This window comes from Mesorhizobium sp. 131-3-5 (assembly GCF_016756575.1).
In the GTDB taxonomy this organism is placed as follows: domain Bacteria; phylum Pseudomonadota; class Alphaproteobacteria; order Rhizobiales; family Rhizobiaceae; genus Mesorhizobium; species Mesorhizobium jarvisii.
In genome coordinates this window covers 1,342,808-1,357,793 of record NZ_AP023254.1, presented here as the reverse complement: position 1 = coordinate 1,357,793, position 14,986 = coordinate 1,342,808, and the positions used below count along the sequence as shown (strand labels likewise).

The following is a 14,986-nucleotide window of genomic DNA, read 5'->3' as shown; positions in this document are numbered from 1 at the left end:
GGCTCAGAGCCGCCCCATCAGCAGCAACACCAGGATCACCACCAGCACCACACCGACAATGCCAGAGGGTCCATAACCCCAGGAGCGCGAATGCGGCCAGGCTGGCACCGCGCCGATCAGGACAAGGATCAGGACTATGATGACAAGGGTGCTGATCGGCATGAGAAATTCCCTGCATTGAGTTTGCCCAAGGACGATGCTTTCGCATGACGCCGGGGGAACAATGCAAAAGGCCGCCCGGTTGTTCCGGGCGGCCTTTGCCTTTCAGATTGGCAAGCCTGCCTACTCGGCGGCTTTTGGAAAGGCGATCGCGGGTTCCGCGCCGGCGTCCGCCGTCGGCGTCTCCGACGAGATTTCGCCCTTGCCGCGCCGGAACAGCCGGCTGATCAGGCCGCGCCGTGCGCCTGGCTTGACTTTGGCGCGGGTGAACACCATCAGCATCGACGGCGTCACCACCAGCGTCAGCACCGTGGCGAAGGAGAGGCCGAAGACGATCGCCGAGGACAGCGAAATCCACCATTGCGTCGACGGCGCGTTGATCGTCGTCTCGTGATGGAAGATCTCCAGCCCGAGGCCGAAGGCGATCGGCAGCACGCCGAGGATGGCCGACACCGCCGTCAGCACCACCGGTCGCGCACGCTCGCGGCAGGTCTGCAGCACGGCATCCATCTTGTCCCAGCCCTCTTCGCGCAGCCGGTCATAGGTGTCGATCAGCACGATGTTGTTGTTCACCACCACGCCGGCCAGCGCGATGACGCCGATGCCCGACATGACGATGCCGAACGTCTCGCCTGTTATCAGCAGTCCCAGGAAAACGCCGATCGTCGCCATGACCACGCAGGACAGCACCAGCCAGACGCTGGTGAACTTGTTGAACTGCGCCAAAAGCACCAGGAAGATCAGGAAGATCGCCGCACCGAAGGCCTTGCTGAGGAAGGCGCTGGCTTCGGCGCTGTCCTCGTTCGAGCCGGCCAGTTTCCAGCGGATGCCGCTGCCGAGATTCATGTCGGTGACGGCCTGGGTGACCTCCTGCTGCACGGCGGCGACCTGCTTGCCGGCGGCGACGTTGGCCTGCACCACAACGGTGCGGGCGCCGTCGATGCGGTTGAGGATGCCGACGCTTGGCTTGGCCTTGCGGACGACAAAGTTCGAAATCGGCACCGACCCTTGCGAGGTCTGCACCCTGAGCTCGTCGAGCGTCGACAGCGTGCGCCGGTCCTCCGGCAAGCGCAGCCGGATGTCGACCGCCTTGTCGGCGCCGGCAGGCCGGTATTCCGACAGCTTCAGGCCGTTGGTGACGAGCTGCACCACCGTCCCGACCGAGGTCGGGCTGATGCCGTACTGCGCAGCCTTGGCGCGGTCGACCTCGAGTGCCCAGTCGACGCCGGGCGGCGGCAGGCCGTCGGAAACGTCGATGACGCCGGGAACCTTGGCGATGCGCGCCGCAACCGCACGCGCCTTCTCGTCCAATCCCTTTGGGTCGATGGCCGAGAGCCTGATCTGGATCGGCTTGCCGGTCGGCGGACCGGCTTCCGGGACGCGGACCTCGACGTCGACGCCGGGAATGCCGGCCATGACGCCACGCAGATCGTTCAGGATCTGGTTCGCCGATTTGCGCTCGCGCCAGTCGATGAATTCGTACTGGATGACGCCGACGACATCCTCGGGCACATCCTGGCCGCCGCCTTCGGACTTGCCGACGCGGGTATAGACCGACTTGAGGCCCGGCCAGCCGAGCAGCCGGTTTTCGGCGATCTTGGTCGCCGTGTCCATTTCGGCCAGCGAAAGGTTGCCGCGGGCATGCACATAGAGCAGGCCGTAGTCGGGCTCCACGCTCGGGAAGAACTCGACGCCGGCGCCGTACTTCGAATAGCCAACGAAGATGCCGGCCAGCAAGACGACGGTGAGCACCAGCACGGTGATGGGGAAGCGCACCGCCTGCTTGACGACCGCCATGTACCAGCCGTCGCGATTGTCGTCGGCGTGATGCTCCGGCGCCTTGGCGAAGATCGCGCCAAGCGTCGGCGCGAAGACCAGCGCATAGAGCATCGACGCCGACAGCGTGACGATCAGCGTGATCGGCATGTACTTCATGAAGTCGCCGATGATGCCTGGCCAGAACAGCAGCGGCGAGAAGGCGGCGATACGCGTCATCGTCGCCGCGATGACCGGTCCGGCCATGCGCTTGGCGGCAAGCGCGAAGGCTTCCTGCTTCGGCATGCCTTCGCTCATCCGCCGTTCGGCGAATTCGGTGACGATGATGGCGTCGTCCACCAGCATGCCGACCGCCAGGATAAGGCTGAACAGCACGATCATGTTGATCGTGTAGCCCATCATCGCCAATAGCAGGATGCCGATCAGGAAGGACGACGGGATGGCGAGGCCGATGAGCAGCGAGGCACGGCCGGACAGCGCGTAGAGGATGACGATGAACACCAGGATGACGGCGATCATCACGTGGTTCTGCAGATCACCCAGCAGCTGGTTGACGAAGACCGACTTGTCCTGCGTGTAGGTGACGTGCATCCCCTCGGGCATGGTTTTGACGAAGGCGTCGGACACCGCCCTCACCTTGGTCAACGTATCGATCAGATTGGCGCCGATGCGCTTCTTGACCTCGATGGCGATGGCCGGCTTGCCGTTGAGGCGCGTGATCGTCGTGGCGTCGGCGAAGGTCGAGCGGATCGTCGCGATGTCCTTGGCCTGCACCACGGCATTGGGGCCGGCAACCACCGGCAGCGCCGCGACATCCTCCGGCGTCTCGATCAGCGACGGCACCTTGACGGCGTATTTGCCTTGCGAGCCCTCGATATTGCCGGCGGCGACCAGGCTGTTGGAGGCGCCGACGGCGCCGATCAGCTGGTCAAGTTGCAGCCCGTATGAAGACAGCTTCATCGGATCGATGACGACCTCGACGAGATCGTCGCGCGAGCCCTGCAGCGAGCCTTCGAGAACGCCGGGCACCTCCTCGATGCGATCACGCAGTTCGCGCGCCGCGGCGGCCAGCACGCGTTCGGGCAATTCGCCCGACAGTGTGACGACAAGCACCGGGAATTCGGAAATGTTGACCTCGGTGACGACAGGCTCCTCGGCCGCTTGCGGCAGATCGGCCTTGCCGTCCTGCACCTTGGAGCGTGTATCCTGCAGTGCCGTCGCCAGATTGGTCTGCGGCTGGAACTCGACCAGCACATAGCCGCCGCCCTGGAAGGCGGCCGAGCGCATTTCCTTGAGGCCCTTCAGGCTTTTCAGCTTGCTTTCCATCGGCCGCAGCAGCAGGCGCTCGGAATCCTCCGGCGAGATGCCTTGATAGATCAGGCTGACATACATCATCGGAATCGGAACGTCGGGTTCCGCTTCCTTCGGCGTCGACTGATAGGCGACCCAGCCTGCAATCAGCAGGAAGACCAGGACCGAGATGGTCAGCCGGGCATTGTTGATTGCGAGTCTGACGATATCCATGACTTATGCCTGTTGCTTTCGGGAGTGGCGAACGGACTGACATCGCCGGGCAGAGCCCGGCGCCGGCGTCGCTGCGCTACTGCGTCCCGGCGGTGGCTTCGCCGATCAGCTTGTTGATGGTCGCCTGGTCGGCCTCGACCGGCTTGACCTCATCGCCTTCCTTCACCAGTTCCTGGCCGGCGACGATGATGCGCGCATCGGCCGGGATGCCGCCAAGCACGAGGCCGGTCGGGGTGTCGTCGACCAGGTCGATCGGGAAGAACGCAACCTTGTTGTCCTTGCCGACGGCGCGGATGCCCAGATCGCCCTTGTCGCCCAGTGTCACCACCGAGCGTGGCAGCAGGACCGCGTCGGTCGGCAGCGCGCTGAGCTGGATTTCCGCCGTCATGCCGGCCGGCACCGAGCCGTCGGCATTGGGGATGGCGACCTCGACGCGGAAGGTACGGGTCGCCGACGACGCATCGCGGCTGATGTAGCGCACGGTGCCTTCGACGGTCTGGCCGCTGACCAGCCGGACGCCGGCCTTGTCGCCGATCTTGAGATAGCCGAGGTCGCGCTCGCTGATCTCGCCGCGGGCGATCACCGGATCGAGCTTGATGATGGTCGCCACCTCGCCGCCCTGCATGACCGAACTGCCAAGCTCCACTGGCACCCGGTCGATGACGCCGTCGAACGGCGCCTTGACCTCGTTGCGGTCGAGTTCGGCCTGCGCGGTATCCAGCAGGGATTGCGCCTGGGTCAAGTTGGAGCGGGCGGTGTCGAGCTGCAGCTTGGGCAGATTGCCGGTCCGGGCGAGCCGCTCGGCGGCATCGAGCTCGGCCTTGCGCTGCACCAGCAACTGCCTGGCGTTGTCGACGTTCGAGATCTTTTCTTCCGCCGCCAGCATCAGCACCAGGTCGCCGGTCTTGACATGATCGCCTTGCTTGACCGGCAGCTTGTCGATGACGCCGGCGACGCGGGTTGCCAGAACCGCGCGCTTGTCAGCCTCGGTTAGGCCGGAAATGCGGATGGCGCGCGCATAGGTCTTGCGCGGCGGCGTCACCACGGCAACGGTGCGCAACGGCGCCTTCGGTTCGGCTTCCGCCGTCTTTGGCTTGCTCGCGTCCGGCGCCTTGCCCTGCTCGACTTCGGCCGCCTTGGCCTTGTTGGCCGCTACGCTGCCGACCGATGAGAATTCGCCTGTCGCCATCCACGCCGCGAAACCAATGAGCACAACAATGGCTGCAAGCTTGTGAAACCTGATTTTAGGCATCGTCATTTTTCCACTGCGGGTTCAGCCAGCACCGCGCCTTCATGACGCGGGCGCGTCGCCGATATGGGTGCGCGCCTGACCGTGTTCAAATTGCCGTGATCGGCGAGCGCCGCTTCTACATCAAAGTTGCACTGCAATATAGCCTTAAAGTTGCAAGGCCATTACGGCATCGGGCAAGGTGAACCCGCCGCCATCCAGTTTTCGATCGCTTGATAGGTCGCTTCGGCAGAGCCCGGAGCCGGCTCACGATCCGAGCCCGGCGCCCAGCCCCAGGCGACAAGTTTATCGTCGCGGACATGCAGCGCGACATCGGTCAATTTGCGGTCGCCATTGCGCGCCGGATCCTTGATCTGGGCGCAGATTTCGGCCGAGGATTTACCGAACCAGGCCATCTCGGCCGGCGCCAAATGCCAACCCTCGGCGCCGGGTGGTCCGTTCAACGCATTGGAATTACTGGAGAAATGGCAGGTTGTGCAGCGCAGGCCCGGATTGCCGAAGCCCGATCCGTCGGTGCCGCGCTGGACGTTGAAGGCGTGCACAGATGTGGCGCCGTAATGCGCACCCGACCAGCGCGGCCGGTCGTCCGCGACATGACAATCGGCGCAGCGCGGATGTGAGAACACCGCATAGATCTTGTCCCATTCGGACAGGCCCTTGGCCATGTCGACCGTCGGGCTCGGTGATGTCTGGCTCTCCTGTGCGGTTGCGAAAGGCGCCGCCGAAAACAAGATGGCAGCAGGCGTCAGCATGATGAGAAGCTTCTTCATGCGAAGGCCACCATTGTCGACAGCGGCAACGTGCGGATGCGCTTGCCGGTGAGCGCGAAGATGGCATTGGCCAGCGCCGGTGCCGCCGGCGGTGTGCCAACCTCGCCGACGCCGCCCATCTTGTGGAAATTCTCCAGTATGGCGACTTCGAAGGTCGGGCACTGGAAGATCCGCATGGCGTCGAAATCGTGGAAGTTCGACTGTTCGACCATGCCGTCGGCGAAGGTGATCTGCTGTCCCATTGCCGCTGACAGGCCATAGATGGCGCCGGAAATCAGCTGTGCCTCGATGATGCCCGGATCGAGCGCTGTGCCGACATCGGCGGCGATCCATACCTTCTCGATGCGGATGCCCGCCGGGGTGTCCGCCACCTGGACGATCTCGCCGACCCAGCTGCCGAAAGATAGCGTGAAAGCCATGCCCTTGGCCTTGCCGGCGGGCAGTGCCTCGCCCCATTTCGCCATCGCGGCGACCTTCTCGACGACCTTCACCGCCGAGGGATAGGCGGCCATCAATCTCTTGCGCATCTCGACCGGATCGATTTTGCCGGCGGTGGCGATCTCGTCCATGAACCCTTCATGGAAGAAGCCGTTGATAGAACTGCCGACCGAGCGCCAGAAGCCGACGGGAATCGAGACGGGCGCCGCGACGCCGCTCACCCGATAGTTCGCAATGGTGTAGGGCTGGTCATAGGCCCCATCGACAATGGACTTGTCGGGACCGACCGGCGGTATCGAGGGAAACAGCCGGCGCAAGGTGCTGGCGATCACCGACGGCGAGGCGATCTTCATGTCGACGGCGACCGGCATGCCGTCGTCGCCAAGCCGCGCCTGGAACTTGCCGACCGCGGCCGGCCGGTAGGCGTCGTGGCGCATGTCCTCTTCGCGCGTCCAGGTCACCTTGATTGGGCGCCCGCCTGTCTCCTTCGCCATCAACGCGGCGCAAAGCGAGAAGTCCATCTCGGTACGGCGGCCAAAACCGCCGCCCATGAAGGTAGTGTGGACAGTGACCTTGTCCTGCCCGATGCCGACCGCGTTGGCGCAGAGCTGGCGCACCAGGGTCGGCGCCTGGTTGCCGCACCAGATGTCGAGGGCGCCATCGCTGAACCGCGCCGTGGCGTTCATCGGCTCCATGGTCGCATGCGCCAGATAGGGCACGGCATAGTCCGCCTCGACCATCCGTTCGCGCGGCGCGTCGGCGAAGGCGGTATCGACATCGCCATTGTCGCGCATTGCCGACCCCTTGGTGCCGAGCGCCTGTTTCAGCACGTCTGATATGGCAGCGCTGCCGAGCGGATATTCGGGATCCGCCCATTGGGCGTCGATGGCGTCGGCCGCCCTGAAGGCCGCCCAGGTATTTTGCGCGATGATGCCGAAGCCGTGGCCGTAATTCGTCTCGAGCGGCACGATCTTGATCACGCCGGGCATTTTCTCGGCTTTGGCGAGATCAGCCTTGACTGGCTTGGCCCAGAAGCGCGGGCTCATCTTCACCGTGCCGTAGAGCATATCCGGCAGCCTGACATCGATGCCGAAGATCGGCGCTCCGGTGACCTTGGCCAGCATGTCGATGCGCTTCTGCGGCTTTCCCAGCAGCTTCCAGTCGACTCTGTCCTTGAGCCTGACTTCGGCCGACGGCGCCATGGTGGCGGCAGCCGCGGCAACCGCGCCATAGGTCAGCGACTTGCCCGATGCCTTGTGCAGGATCGAACCGTTGGCTGTTTCCAGATCGGCGGCGGCAACGCCGAGTTTCTGCGCCGCGGCCGCGATCAGCAGATGCCGGGCTGCGGCGCCCGCCTGGCGCATCTTGTCGAAACCATCACGCGCTGAAGCCGAACCGCCGGTGGCCTGGACAGCAAGGAACTTGCCGACCACACCGAGACCTGAGCGCACCGCTTGCGCCGTCATGCCCTCGTCGAAGAAGGCGAACGGACCGCCCTCCTCGAGGATCGCCGCGTTGTAATAGGCGTAGGAGGCCGGGCCGTGCTCGACCTTGATCTGGTCGAGACCGACATCGAGTTCTTCGGCGACCATGACGGCGAGCGTTGTCGAGATGCCTTGCCCCATCTCGGCACGCGGCGCGACGATGGTGATGGTGTTGTCGGCGCCGATCTTCACATAGGGGTTGAAGGTCGCCTCACCCTTGCCGAGATCGGCCTCGAGCGGGTTCGGAAACGGTTTGCGATAATAGTAGTAGCCGACGGCAACGCCGCCCGCGACAGCGGCCGCGCCGATCAGGAACGTGCGGCGGGCGATCTTTCCGACACTGGCCATGATCAGAGCCCCGCCGTCTTGAGCGCCGCGGCCTTCCTGATGGCCGAGCGGATCTTCGGATAGGTGCCGCAGCGGCAGAGATTGCCGCCCATGGCGTTGTCGATATCGGCGTCGCTCGGGTCGGCGATCTCGTCGAGCAGCGCCACCGCGCTCATGATCTGGCCGGCCTGGCAATAGCCGCATTGCGCGACCTGTTCCTCCAGCCATGCCTGCTGCACCGGATGCAGCCTGTCCGCCGTGCCGATGCCTTCGATGGTGGTGACAGCGCCGCTGACCTGGCCGAGCGGAAGCGAGCAGGAGCGCACCGGCTGACCATCGACATGCACCGTGCAGGCGCCGCAGGCGGCAATGCCGCAGCCGAACTTCGGTCCCGTCTTGCCGATGAGATCGCGCAGCGCCCACAGCAGCGGCATGGCCGGATCGGCGTCGATGTCGAATGACTGCCCGTCGACGGTGAGGCGCATGGGATACCCTTTTGTTGTCGTCCACAGCCCTGGAGCGAAGCGTCCCTCTTGGGTCGCTTCGTCTCGATACAGATTGACAAATTCCGTCATTTTGTCAATTGAGATTTTGCAGGATAATGTCGCTCCATGAATCAGACCGAAGACATCGCCGCCATCGACCCCAAACGCGTCCGTATCCTGGATGGCGCAATGAAGGTGTTTTTGGCCTATGGCTTCTCCCGCACCACCATGGACGACATTGCCCGCGCCGCCGACATGTCGCGTCCGGCGCTTTATCTTCAGTTCAAGAACAAGACCGACATTTTCCGCGCTATCGCCATGATGGTGCTGTCGCGCTCGGTCGCGGCGGCAAAAATGGCTCTGGCCGGCGATGATGCTTTCACCGAGCGCATGATGCGAGCCATCGACGAAGCTTTCATCTCGATGATGAGCGCCGTCGTTGCCTCCCCTCATGGCGCCGAATTGCTGGACATGAAATCGAGCCTCGGCGATCTCGTCGGGTGCTGGCGCGGCGGCCTTGTCGAACATATCGCCGCTGCGATCCATGGCGAGGCGGCCAGGAACGGCGTCGACCTGGCGGCCAGGGGGCTGTCGACGCAACTGCTTGCCGACATGCTGCTCGATGGGCTGGAAGGCATGAAGGCGCGGATCAGCGATCCCGAGGGGCAGCGGCAGGCGGCCGCCGCCCTGGTCAAGGTGATCGACCTGGCGTTGAAAGCCTGATGAAGCCTAGGCGTGTCGGGGTTCCGCTCAGGCGCGGCGGCGCTCCGCTTCCGGGTTCTTGCGCACCGCGAGGAATTCCTTGACCCGCCGGCCGGGTGCGGGGCCGCGCACCGGCTTGAAACCGTCATCGAGTTCGCCGGAGAGATCGAGCGTCGGCCGCTTGCCGACGGCATCGTAGTTTTCTTCCAGCCAGTCGCTGGCGGCGGTGCGGCCGAGATCGCGCAGATAGGTCAGGAAGGCCCATTCGGCGTTGACCTTCGATGACGCCGACAGGTCCTTGAAAGCCTCGTCGGCATCGATGCGGTGCATGCGGATGTCGCGATACTCGCCATGCGGCAGCCGGCCGGCGGCGATCAGTTCCTTGACGAAGGCGATCGAGCGGAATTCGCGCAGCAGCCCGGCATTGAAAGTGATTTCGTCGATGCGGTTCTGGATCTCGTTGGCGCTCCTGGGCGTTCCTTCGCGCACCACCGGATTGATCTGCACCAGCAGCACATCCTCGGTCGCCGCCGTCTTGAAAAACGGATAGAGCGCCGGGTTGCCGCCATAGCCGCCATCCCAATAGGGCACGCCCTTGATCTCGACGGCGCGGAACAATTGCGGCAGGCAAGCCGAGGCCATAACCGTGTCGAGGTCGATCTCGCCATCGGAAAAGACCCGCAGCTGCCCGGTCTCGACATTGGTGGCGGAGATGAACAGTTCCATCGACTTGCAGGCGCGCACATTGCTGAAATCGATCTCCTGCGCCACCACGTCGCGCAGCGGATTGAGCCCGAGCGGGTTGGCGACATAGGGCGAGAACACCCGCGACATGGTGTCGAAGAAGACATAGCCCGGCGTGTTCTCGATCGACCAATTGCCCCAGGCGACGTCCCACGGCATGCGCTGCACCGGGCTGAACCGGCCCTTCGCCGCCACCGCGCGCCAGAAATCGTCGAGTTTTTGCCGCGCACCGTCGACCCCGCCACGCACAAATCCATCGGCCAGCGCCACCGCGTTCATGGCGCCGGCGCTGGTGCCGGACACCGCCGATATCTCCAGCCTGCCGTCCTCCAGCAGCCGGTCGAGCACGCCCCAGGAGAATGCACCGTGCGAACCACCGCCCTGAAGTGCGATGTTGATCTTCTTGTTTTCCTCCGCCTTGCCGTTCTTCGTCATGGCGTTCCTGTCGTCCTTATGCGCCAACCTGCCCCAACGTCACGGAAGGAAGCAGCTATCGGCGGCCTATGTTGCAGTGCAGCATATAAGGACGGACCAAGGCAAGAACACGAACACGGTCGCGTGATCACATGAAATTTCGGTCATGAGAGAAAAGCCCCTCCGCTCGAAGCGGAGAGGCTGTGTCCTTGGATCAGAGATGCCTAGGCGACCAGATCGGGCACCGGGCCGACATAGCGCGATTGCGGACGGATCAGCCGTCCGGTCGTCTGCTGCTCGCGCGCATGCGCGATCCAGCCGGCAACGCGACCGGCGGCGAACACATTGCTGAAGGCCTGTGGCGGGAACCCAGCCGCTTCCAGCACCAGTGCGGTGTAGAACTCGACATTGGTCTGCAGCGAACGCTGCGGCTTGGCGATCCGCAACACCTCGAGCGCCGTTTTTTCGACCGCCTCGGCGAAAGCCAGCCGGCGGCCGGTCTCGCCCTCGCCGCCAAGCTGCCGCACGACTGCTTTCAGCACATCGGCGCGCGGATCGCGCACACGGTAGATGCGATGGCCGAACCCCATGATCCGCCTGCCATGCGCGATCTCGTTGCGCAGCCAGCCGGCCGCATCGCCATGCGCCTCGATCGCGTCGAGCATCTCGATCACCGGGCCGGGCGCACCGCCATGCAGCGGCCCCTTGAGCGCGCCGAGTCCGGCCAGTACCGACGAGGTCAGGCCGGCCAATGTCGAAGCAACGACGCGCGTGGCGAAGGTCGAGGCGTTGAGGCCGTGGTCGCAGACGGTCACCAGATAGGTGTCGAGCGCTTTTGCCAATGCCGGCGACGGAACGGAGCCCCGAAGCATGCGCAACATGTCGGCGGCATGGTCGGCCTTGCCATCCGGCGCGACTGGCTGCTCGCCGCGCTGCAGGCGCAGCAAGGCAGGCGTCAGCACGACGGGCGCCGCGATCAGCCGCAGCCCGTCCGCCAGTGTTTCGCCGTCTGGCAGCAGAGCCATGCCGGCGCGCATGGCGCTGTAGATGTCGAGTGGCGCCAGCAGCGACAGCGAAGGCCGGGTCCGCTCAAACACCTCGACACGCGCCTCGCCCAGTTGCGCAGCCAGTTCGGTATCGCCGGGCAGATCCTCGAAGAAGCCGTCGAGCAACAGCCGGACGACCTGCGGAAAGCTCCAGCGTCCGGCCAGTTCCGCCAGCGAATGACCACGGATCGTCAGGCGGCCGCCCAGACCATCCACGTCGGACAACACGGTTTCGGCCGCCACCACATCATCGAGTCCATTCGCCATAGCCTTGTCTCCTTGAACCTTTTCCGGATCGGAGATAAGGCTGGTCAACCCAAGCATCAATCTTGATCAATAGAATCAATATCAGAGCCGAAAATGTCGGAATGGCTATCGCGGGAAGAGGCGCTGGAAAGGCTGCGGGTGCGGCCGCAGACGCTCTATGCCTATGTCAGCCGCGGGCGCATCGGCATGCGTCCCGACCGCGCCGATCCACGCCGCAGCCAGTATCGCGCCGACGACATCGCGGCGCTGGCAACACGCCGGGCGCGCGGACGCAGCCCCTCGGCCATCGCCGAAAGCGCGATTGCCTGGGGCGAGCCGTCCATCGCAACGGCGATTTCGACCGTCCGGCACGGTCACCTCATCTATCGGGGCCGGGACGCCGCCATGCTGTCCGACCATGCCTCGCTGGAAGAAACCGCCGCTGTGCTTTGGGCCTTGCCTGAACCGGCCCGTTTTGAAGCGCCGCTGCCGGATGCGCCACGCCAGCCCGGCCGAGCCTCGGCCTTTGCGCAACTTGCCTTGCTGGCCGGCCAGGCTCGGCCTTTGCTTGGACGCAGCGCCGCCTCGATATGTGCCGACGCCGCGCGCGCAATCGGCGTGCTGGCCGGCGCCCTCGGTGCCGAGGCGGGGGCCGATCCGGTGCACCGGCGATTGGCACGGGGCTGGTCGGTCGATGAGGGTGGCGCCGATGCGATCCGGCGCGCCCTTGTGCTGCTCGCCGATCACGAGCTGAATGCATCGACCTTCGCGGCCCGCGTCGCGGCCTCCACCGGCGCCTCGCCCGCCGCTTGCCTGCTGGCGGGTCTGGCAACACTCTCCGGTCCGCGCCATGGCGGTGCCGGCGAAGCAGTGATGCAGCTTGCTGAAGATGCGGCGCGGCATGGCGCCGACGCCGCGATCCGGCGCTGGCTCGGCCACGACAGGCCGCTGCCGGGGTTCGGCCACCAACTCTATCCCGAGGGTGATCCCCGGGCCACGGCACTCCTGGCAGCCATCGGCAACACCGATGAGACCTTGCGATTGCTGGAGATCGCCGCCATCGCAGCGACCGGCGCCCAGCCGAATATCGATTTTGCCCTGGCCGTGCTGACGCGCAGCCTCGGCCTGCCGCGCGATGCGCCGTTCCATCTGTTCGCGCTTGGGCGCAGCGTCGGCTGGGCAGCCCATATGGTCGAACAGATCATGAGCGGCAGCATCATCAGGCCACGCGGCCGCTATGAAGGGCTGTTGCCCTGACAGCTTTTTGCCTGATGCGGTTTCGCGCCCGGGCTCAACTTTGTCAGCCGTCAGGCGGAGTTGGCATTGGTCCCGAACCGCGCCCGGTACGCGGCGGGCGTCGTGGCGAATTGCCGGCGGAAATGATGCCGCAGCGTCGCCGCAGCGCCAAAGCCGGCGGTCTCGGCAATCCGCTCGATCGGCATGCTCGTGTCTTCCAGCAAAGTGCGCGCCCGCGAAAGTCGTTCTGAAAGCAGCCATCGCGCCGGCGTGACACCGGTCGCGGCCGCGAACCGGCGCAAAAATGTCCGCTCGCTCATCCCGGCAAGACCGGCCAGGGTGGCGACGGAATAGTCGTCGGCAATGTCAGCGCGCATTCTGTCGATCAACGGTCCAAGCCGGCCGCGTTCGTGCGGCTCGGGAACGGAACTCTCTACATACTGGGCCTGGCCGCCGTCGCGATGCGGCGGCACGACCAGGCGGCGTGCCACCATGTTGGCCGCCTTGGTGCCGAAGTCGCGCCGCACCAGATGCAGGCACAGGTCGATACCCGCCGCGCTGCCGGCCGATGTCAGCACGTTTCCCTCATCGATGTACAAAACGTCAGGGACCACGGTGATGTCGGGATACATCTCCCTCAGCCTGTCGCTGTAGCGCCAATGCGTGGTTGCCTTCTTGCCCGACAGCAGGCCAGCCGCGGCAAGCACGAAGACGCCCGAGCAGATGGACAGGATGCGCGCGCCCCGCTCACTGGCCTCGCGAAGCGCCTCGATAAGCAATGGCGGCACCGGACAGTCCACACCGCGCCATCCCGGCACGATCACGGTGCCGGCCTCGCCGATCAGATCGGGTCCGCCATCGGCGACGATGCGCACGCCGCCCATCGCACGCATTTCGCCGGCATCGATGCCGGCGACGGCAAAACGATACCAATCCGCACCCATCTCGGGTCTGGGCAAAGCGAACATCTCGGCCGCCACGCCAAACTCGAACGTGCATAGCTCGTCATAGGCAACGGCAACGACCAGCGGATTGGCGGGAGGCACATTTGGCATGATCTTGACGATATATGGCAAAGCTGCCAGCTGCAATCGCCCGGTCCGGTGCGCTACCTCAGATCCATCAGCGATGGAGACAAGCTCCATCCGAAAAGATGGAGACAAGCTCCATCGGTGATGGAGACCCCTGATGAGCTATGTGACAGACGTTCCACCAGCCTCGCCGGAGATTGCCCGCGACCATTTCCTGCGCCGGCTTTCCGTCGAGACCGATTGTTCGGACGTTGCTGCAGCACTGCGCGGCGGCGAGCCGGACTTCATGCTTCTGCATGTGGTCGGTTCGCCGGATGCGTATGAGCGCCGCCACGTGCCGGGTGCGCTGCACTTGCCGCACCGCGAGATATCGGCCGAGCGGATGGCTGAATGGCCGGCAGGCACGCTGTTCGTCGTCTATTGCGCCGGGCCGCATTGCAATGGCGCGGACCGGGCGGCCTTCAAACTGGCCAGCCTCGGCCTGCCGGTCAAGATTATGATCGGCGGCATTTCAGGCTGGCAGGACGAAGAGCTTCCTTTCGCCTCAGGCAGGGAGCCTGGCGCTCTGCGGGCATGATCCAGCCGGCGCGGCTGATATCGTCCGTCCGTTCGAGCGGCGGATGTCGGCGCCTTGCGAAACGTGGGAATTGCGGCACCCGACCATTGATGGGCAAGGCACAGCCGGATCTGGCCTAAGCCTTGTCGGCTAGCCGGTTCACGACATCGTGTCGAGCTTGCGCTGCATGGCCGCGATCTGGTCCTTCAACTGCTGCAGATCGTCGGATTTCTCCGGCGGCGCGTCCTTCCTGACCGGCTCAGTGGGGGCCGCGGCCGGCGCCGAGCCCGCGGGCGGGAAAGGCGTGAACAGCCGCATCGCGTTCTGGAACATTTCCATATTGCGGCGCGTCTGTTCTTCCAGTGCCTTGATCGGCGTCGCCATCTTCATCACATCGAGCGGCGACTTGCCGATGGCGCCCTTCATCTGCTCGCGAAAGCGCTCCTGTTCCTTGGAGAAGGCGATCATCGACTGTTCAAGGAAGCTCGGCACGATCATCTGCATCTGGTCGCCGTAGAAGGCGATCAGCTGGCGCAGGAACGGGATCGGCAGCATGTTCTGCCCATCCTTGTTCTCCAGCTCGAAAATGATCTGAGTCAGCACCGGATGCGTGATGTCGTCGCCGGTTTTGGCGTCCTGAACGGTGAATTCCTCGCCCTTCTTGACCATGTCGGCCAGATCTTCGAGCGTCACATAGGTGCTCGTCCCCGTATTATAGAGGCGGCGATTGGCGTATTTCTTGATAATGATCGGGTCGTCTTTTGCGGCCATCTGCATCCTCCCCGGACACCGGCACGCC

General features: G+C 64.7%; 13 protein-coding genes. 3 read left to right on the top strand and 10 right to left on the bottom strand.

Going from position 1 to position 14,986, the window contains the following annotated elements:
• Positions 1–3: 3 nt before the first annotated feature.
• The 6 genes from JG747_RS06585 to JG747_RS06560 all read right to left on the bottom strand — a co-directional run bounded on the left by JG747_RS06585 (position 4) and on the right by JG747_RS06560 (position 8,212).
• Entirely contained in the window at positions 4–162 is a 159-nt protein-coding gene (locus JG747_RS06585) for a DUF3309 family protein (protein ID WP_019861688.1), read from the bottom strand.
• Between the two features lie 120 nt (positions 163–282).
• A complete protein-coding gene (locus JG747_RS06580; protein ID WP_019861689.1) occupies positions 283–3,459 on the bottom strand; it encodes an efflux RND transporter permease subunit in 3,177 nt (1,058 codons plus the stop codon).
• 76 nt (positions 3,460–3,535) lie between these two features.
• Positions 3,536–4,711 carry an efflux RND transporter periplasmic adaptor subunit gene (locus JG747_RS06575; protein WP_202361412.1) on the bottom strand — a complete coding sequence of 392 codons (1,176 nt, stop codon included), beginning with the start codon at positions 4,709–4,711 and terminating at the stop codon, positions 3,536–3,538.
• Between the two features lie 161 nt (positions 4,712–4,872).
• Positions 4,873–5,478: a hypothetical protein gene (locus JG747_RS06570; RefSeq protein ID WP_202361411.1), complete on the bottom strand. Its 606-nt coding sequence runs from the start codon at positions 5,476–5,478 to the stop codon at positions 4,873–4,875.
• Positions 5,475–7,748, bottom strand: a complete 2,274-nt coding sequence (locus JG747_RS06565; RefSeq protein WP_069090338.1) for a xanthine dehydrogenase family protein molybdopterin-binding subunit — start codon at positions 7,746–7,748, stop codon at positions 5,475–5,477. The genes JG747_RS06570 and JG747_RS06565 overlap by 4 nt, the downstream gene beginning before the upstream one ends.
• Before the next feature lie 2 nt (positions 7,749–7,750).
• Positions 7,751–8,212, bottom strand: coding sequence for a (2Fe-2S)-binding protein (locus tag JG747_RS06560; RefSeq protein WP_019861693.1), 462 nt, complete (start codon positions 8,210–8,212; stop codon positions 7,751–7,753).
• Between the two features lie 126 nt (positions 8,213–8,338).
• Between JG747_RS06560 and JG747_RS06555 the strand changes: the two genes are divergently transcribed.
• Entirely contained in the window at positions 8,339–8,935 is a 597-nt protein-coding gene (locus JG747_RS06555) for a TetR/AcrR family transcriptional regulator (protein ID WP_202361410.1), read from the top strand.
• Positions 8,936–8,962: 27 nt separating this feature from the next.
• Here the strand turns inward: JG747_RS06555 and JG747_RS06550 are convergent, their stop codons facing one another.
• Positions 8,963–10,093, bottom strand: a complete 1,131-nt coding sequence (locus tag JG747_RS06550; protein ID WP_027047488.1) for a patatin-like phospholipase family protein — start codon at positions 10,091–10,093, stop codon at positions 8,963–8,965.
• 203 nt (positions 10,094–10,296) lie between these two features.
• Positions 10,297–11,385 (bottom strand): citrate synthase/methylcitrate synthase, encoded by a 1,089-nt coding sequence (locus JG747_RS06545; protein WP_202361409.1) that lies wholly within the window; start codon positions 11,383–11,385, stop codon positions 10,297–10,299.
• 93 nt (positions 11,386–11,478) lie between these two features.
• Here JG747_RS06545 and JG747_RS06540 point away from each other — a divergent pair, with 93 nt between their 5' ends.
• On the top strand, positions 11,479–12,621 hold the full coding sequence (locus JG747_RS06540) for a citrate synthase (RefSeq protein ID WP_202361408.1): 1,143 nt from the start codon (positions 11,479–11,481) through the stop codon (positions 12,619–12,621).
• Between the two features lie 50 nt (positions 12,622–12,671).
• Here JG747_RS06540 and ftrA read toward each other — a convergent pair whose 3' ends face one another.
• Complete coding sequence (gene ftrA, locus JG747_RS06535; protein ID WP_202361407.1) at positions 12,672–13,655, bottom strand: transcriptional regulator FtrA; 984 nt, start codon at positions 13,653–13,655, stop codon at positions 12,672–12,674.
• A 133-nt stretch (positions 13,656–13,788) separates the two neighbouring features.
• Here ftrA and JG747_RS06530 point away from each other — a divergent pair, with 133 nt between their 5' ends.
• On the top strand, positions 13,789–14,208 hold the full coding sequence (locus JG747_RS06530; protein WP_202361406.1) for a rhodanese-like domain-containing protein: 420 nt from the start codon (positions 13,789–13,791) through the stop codon (positions 14,206–14,208).
• 138 nt (positions 14,209–14,346) lie between these two features.
• On the opposite strand, the gene phaR is transcribed toward JG747_RS06530, so the two are convergent.
• On the bottom strand, positions 14,347–14,958 hold the full coding sequence (gene phaR / locus JG747_RS06525; protein ID WP_027047491.1) for a polyhydroxyalkanoate synthesis repressor PhaR: 612 nt from the start codon (positions 14,956–14,958) through the stop codon (positions 14,347–14,349).
• Between the last annotated feature and the right edge of the window lie 28 nt (positions 14,959–14,986).

What these genes read in the sequence shown, in the direction of transcription:
- JG747_RS06560 (WP_019861693.1), bottom strand. Translation starts at nt 8,212, where the DNA reads ATGCGCCTCACCGTCGACGGGCAGTCATTCGACATCGACGCCGATCCG.
- JG747_RS06580 (WP_019861689.1), bottom strand. Translation starts at nt 3,459, where the DNA reads ATGGATATCGTCAGACTCGCAATCAACAATGCCCGGCTGACCATCTCG.
- ftrA (WP_202361407.1), bottom strand. Translation starts at nt 13,655, where the DNA reads ATGCCAAATGTGCCTCCCGCCAATCCGCTGGTCGTTGCCGTTGCCTAT.
- JG747_RS06555 (WP_202361410.1), top strand. Translation starts at nt 8,339, where the DNA reads ATGAATCAGACCGAAGACATCGCCGCCATCGACCCCAAACGCGTCCGT.
- JG747_RS06545 (WP_202361409.1), bottom strand. Translation starts at nt 11,385, where the DNA reads ATGGCGAATGGACTCGATGATGTGGTGGCGGCCGAAACCGTGTTGTCC.
- JG747_RS06570 (WP_202361411.1), bottom strand. Translation starts at nt 5,478, where the DNA reads ATGAAGAAGCTTCTCATCATGCTGACGCCTGCTGCCATCTTGTTTTCG.
- JG747_RS06530 (WP_202361406.1), top strand. Translation starts at nt 13,789, where the DNA reads ATGAGCTATGTGACAGACGTTCCACCAGCCTCGCCGGAGATTGCCCGC.
- JG747_RS06585 (WP_019861688.1), bottom strand. Translation starts at nt 162, where the DNA reads ATGCCGATCAGCACCCTTGTCATCATAGTCCTGATCCTTGTCCTGATC.
- phaR (WP_027047491.1), bottom strand. Translation starts at nt 14,958, where the DNA reads ATGGCCGCAAAAGACGACCCGATCATTATCAAGAAATACGCCAATCGC.
- JG747_RS06540 (WP_202361408.1), top strand. Translation starts at nt 11,479, where the DNA reads ATGTCGGAATGGCTATCGCGGGAAGAGGCGCTGGAAAGGCTGCGGGTG.
- JG747_RS06575 (WP_202361412.1), bottom strand. Translation starts at nt 4,711, where the DNA reads ATGCCTAAAATCAGGTTTCACAAGCTTGCAGCCATTGTTGTGCTCATT.
- JG747_RS06550 (WP_027047488.1), bottom strand. Translation starts at nt 10,093, where the DNA reads ATGACGAAGAACGGCAAGGCGGAGGAAAACAAGAAGATCAACATCGCA.
- JG747_RS06565 (WP_069090338.1), bottom strand. Translation starts at nt 7,748, where the DNA reads ATGGCCAGTGTCGGAAAGATCGCCCGCCGCACGTTCCTGATCGGCGCG.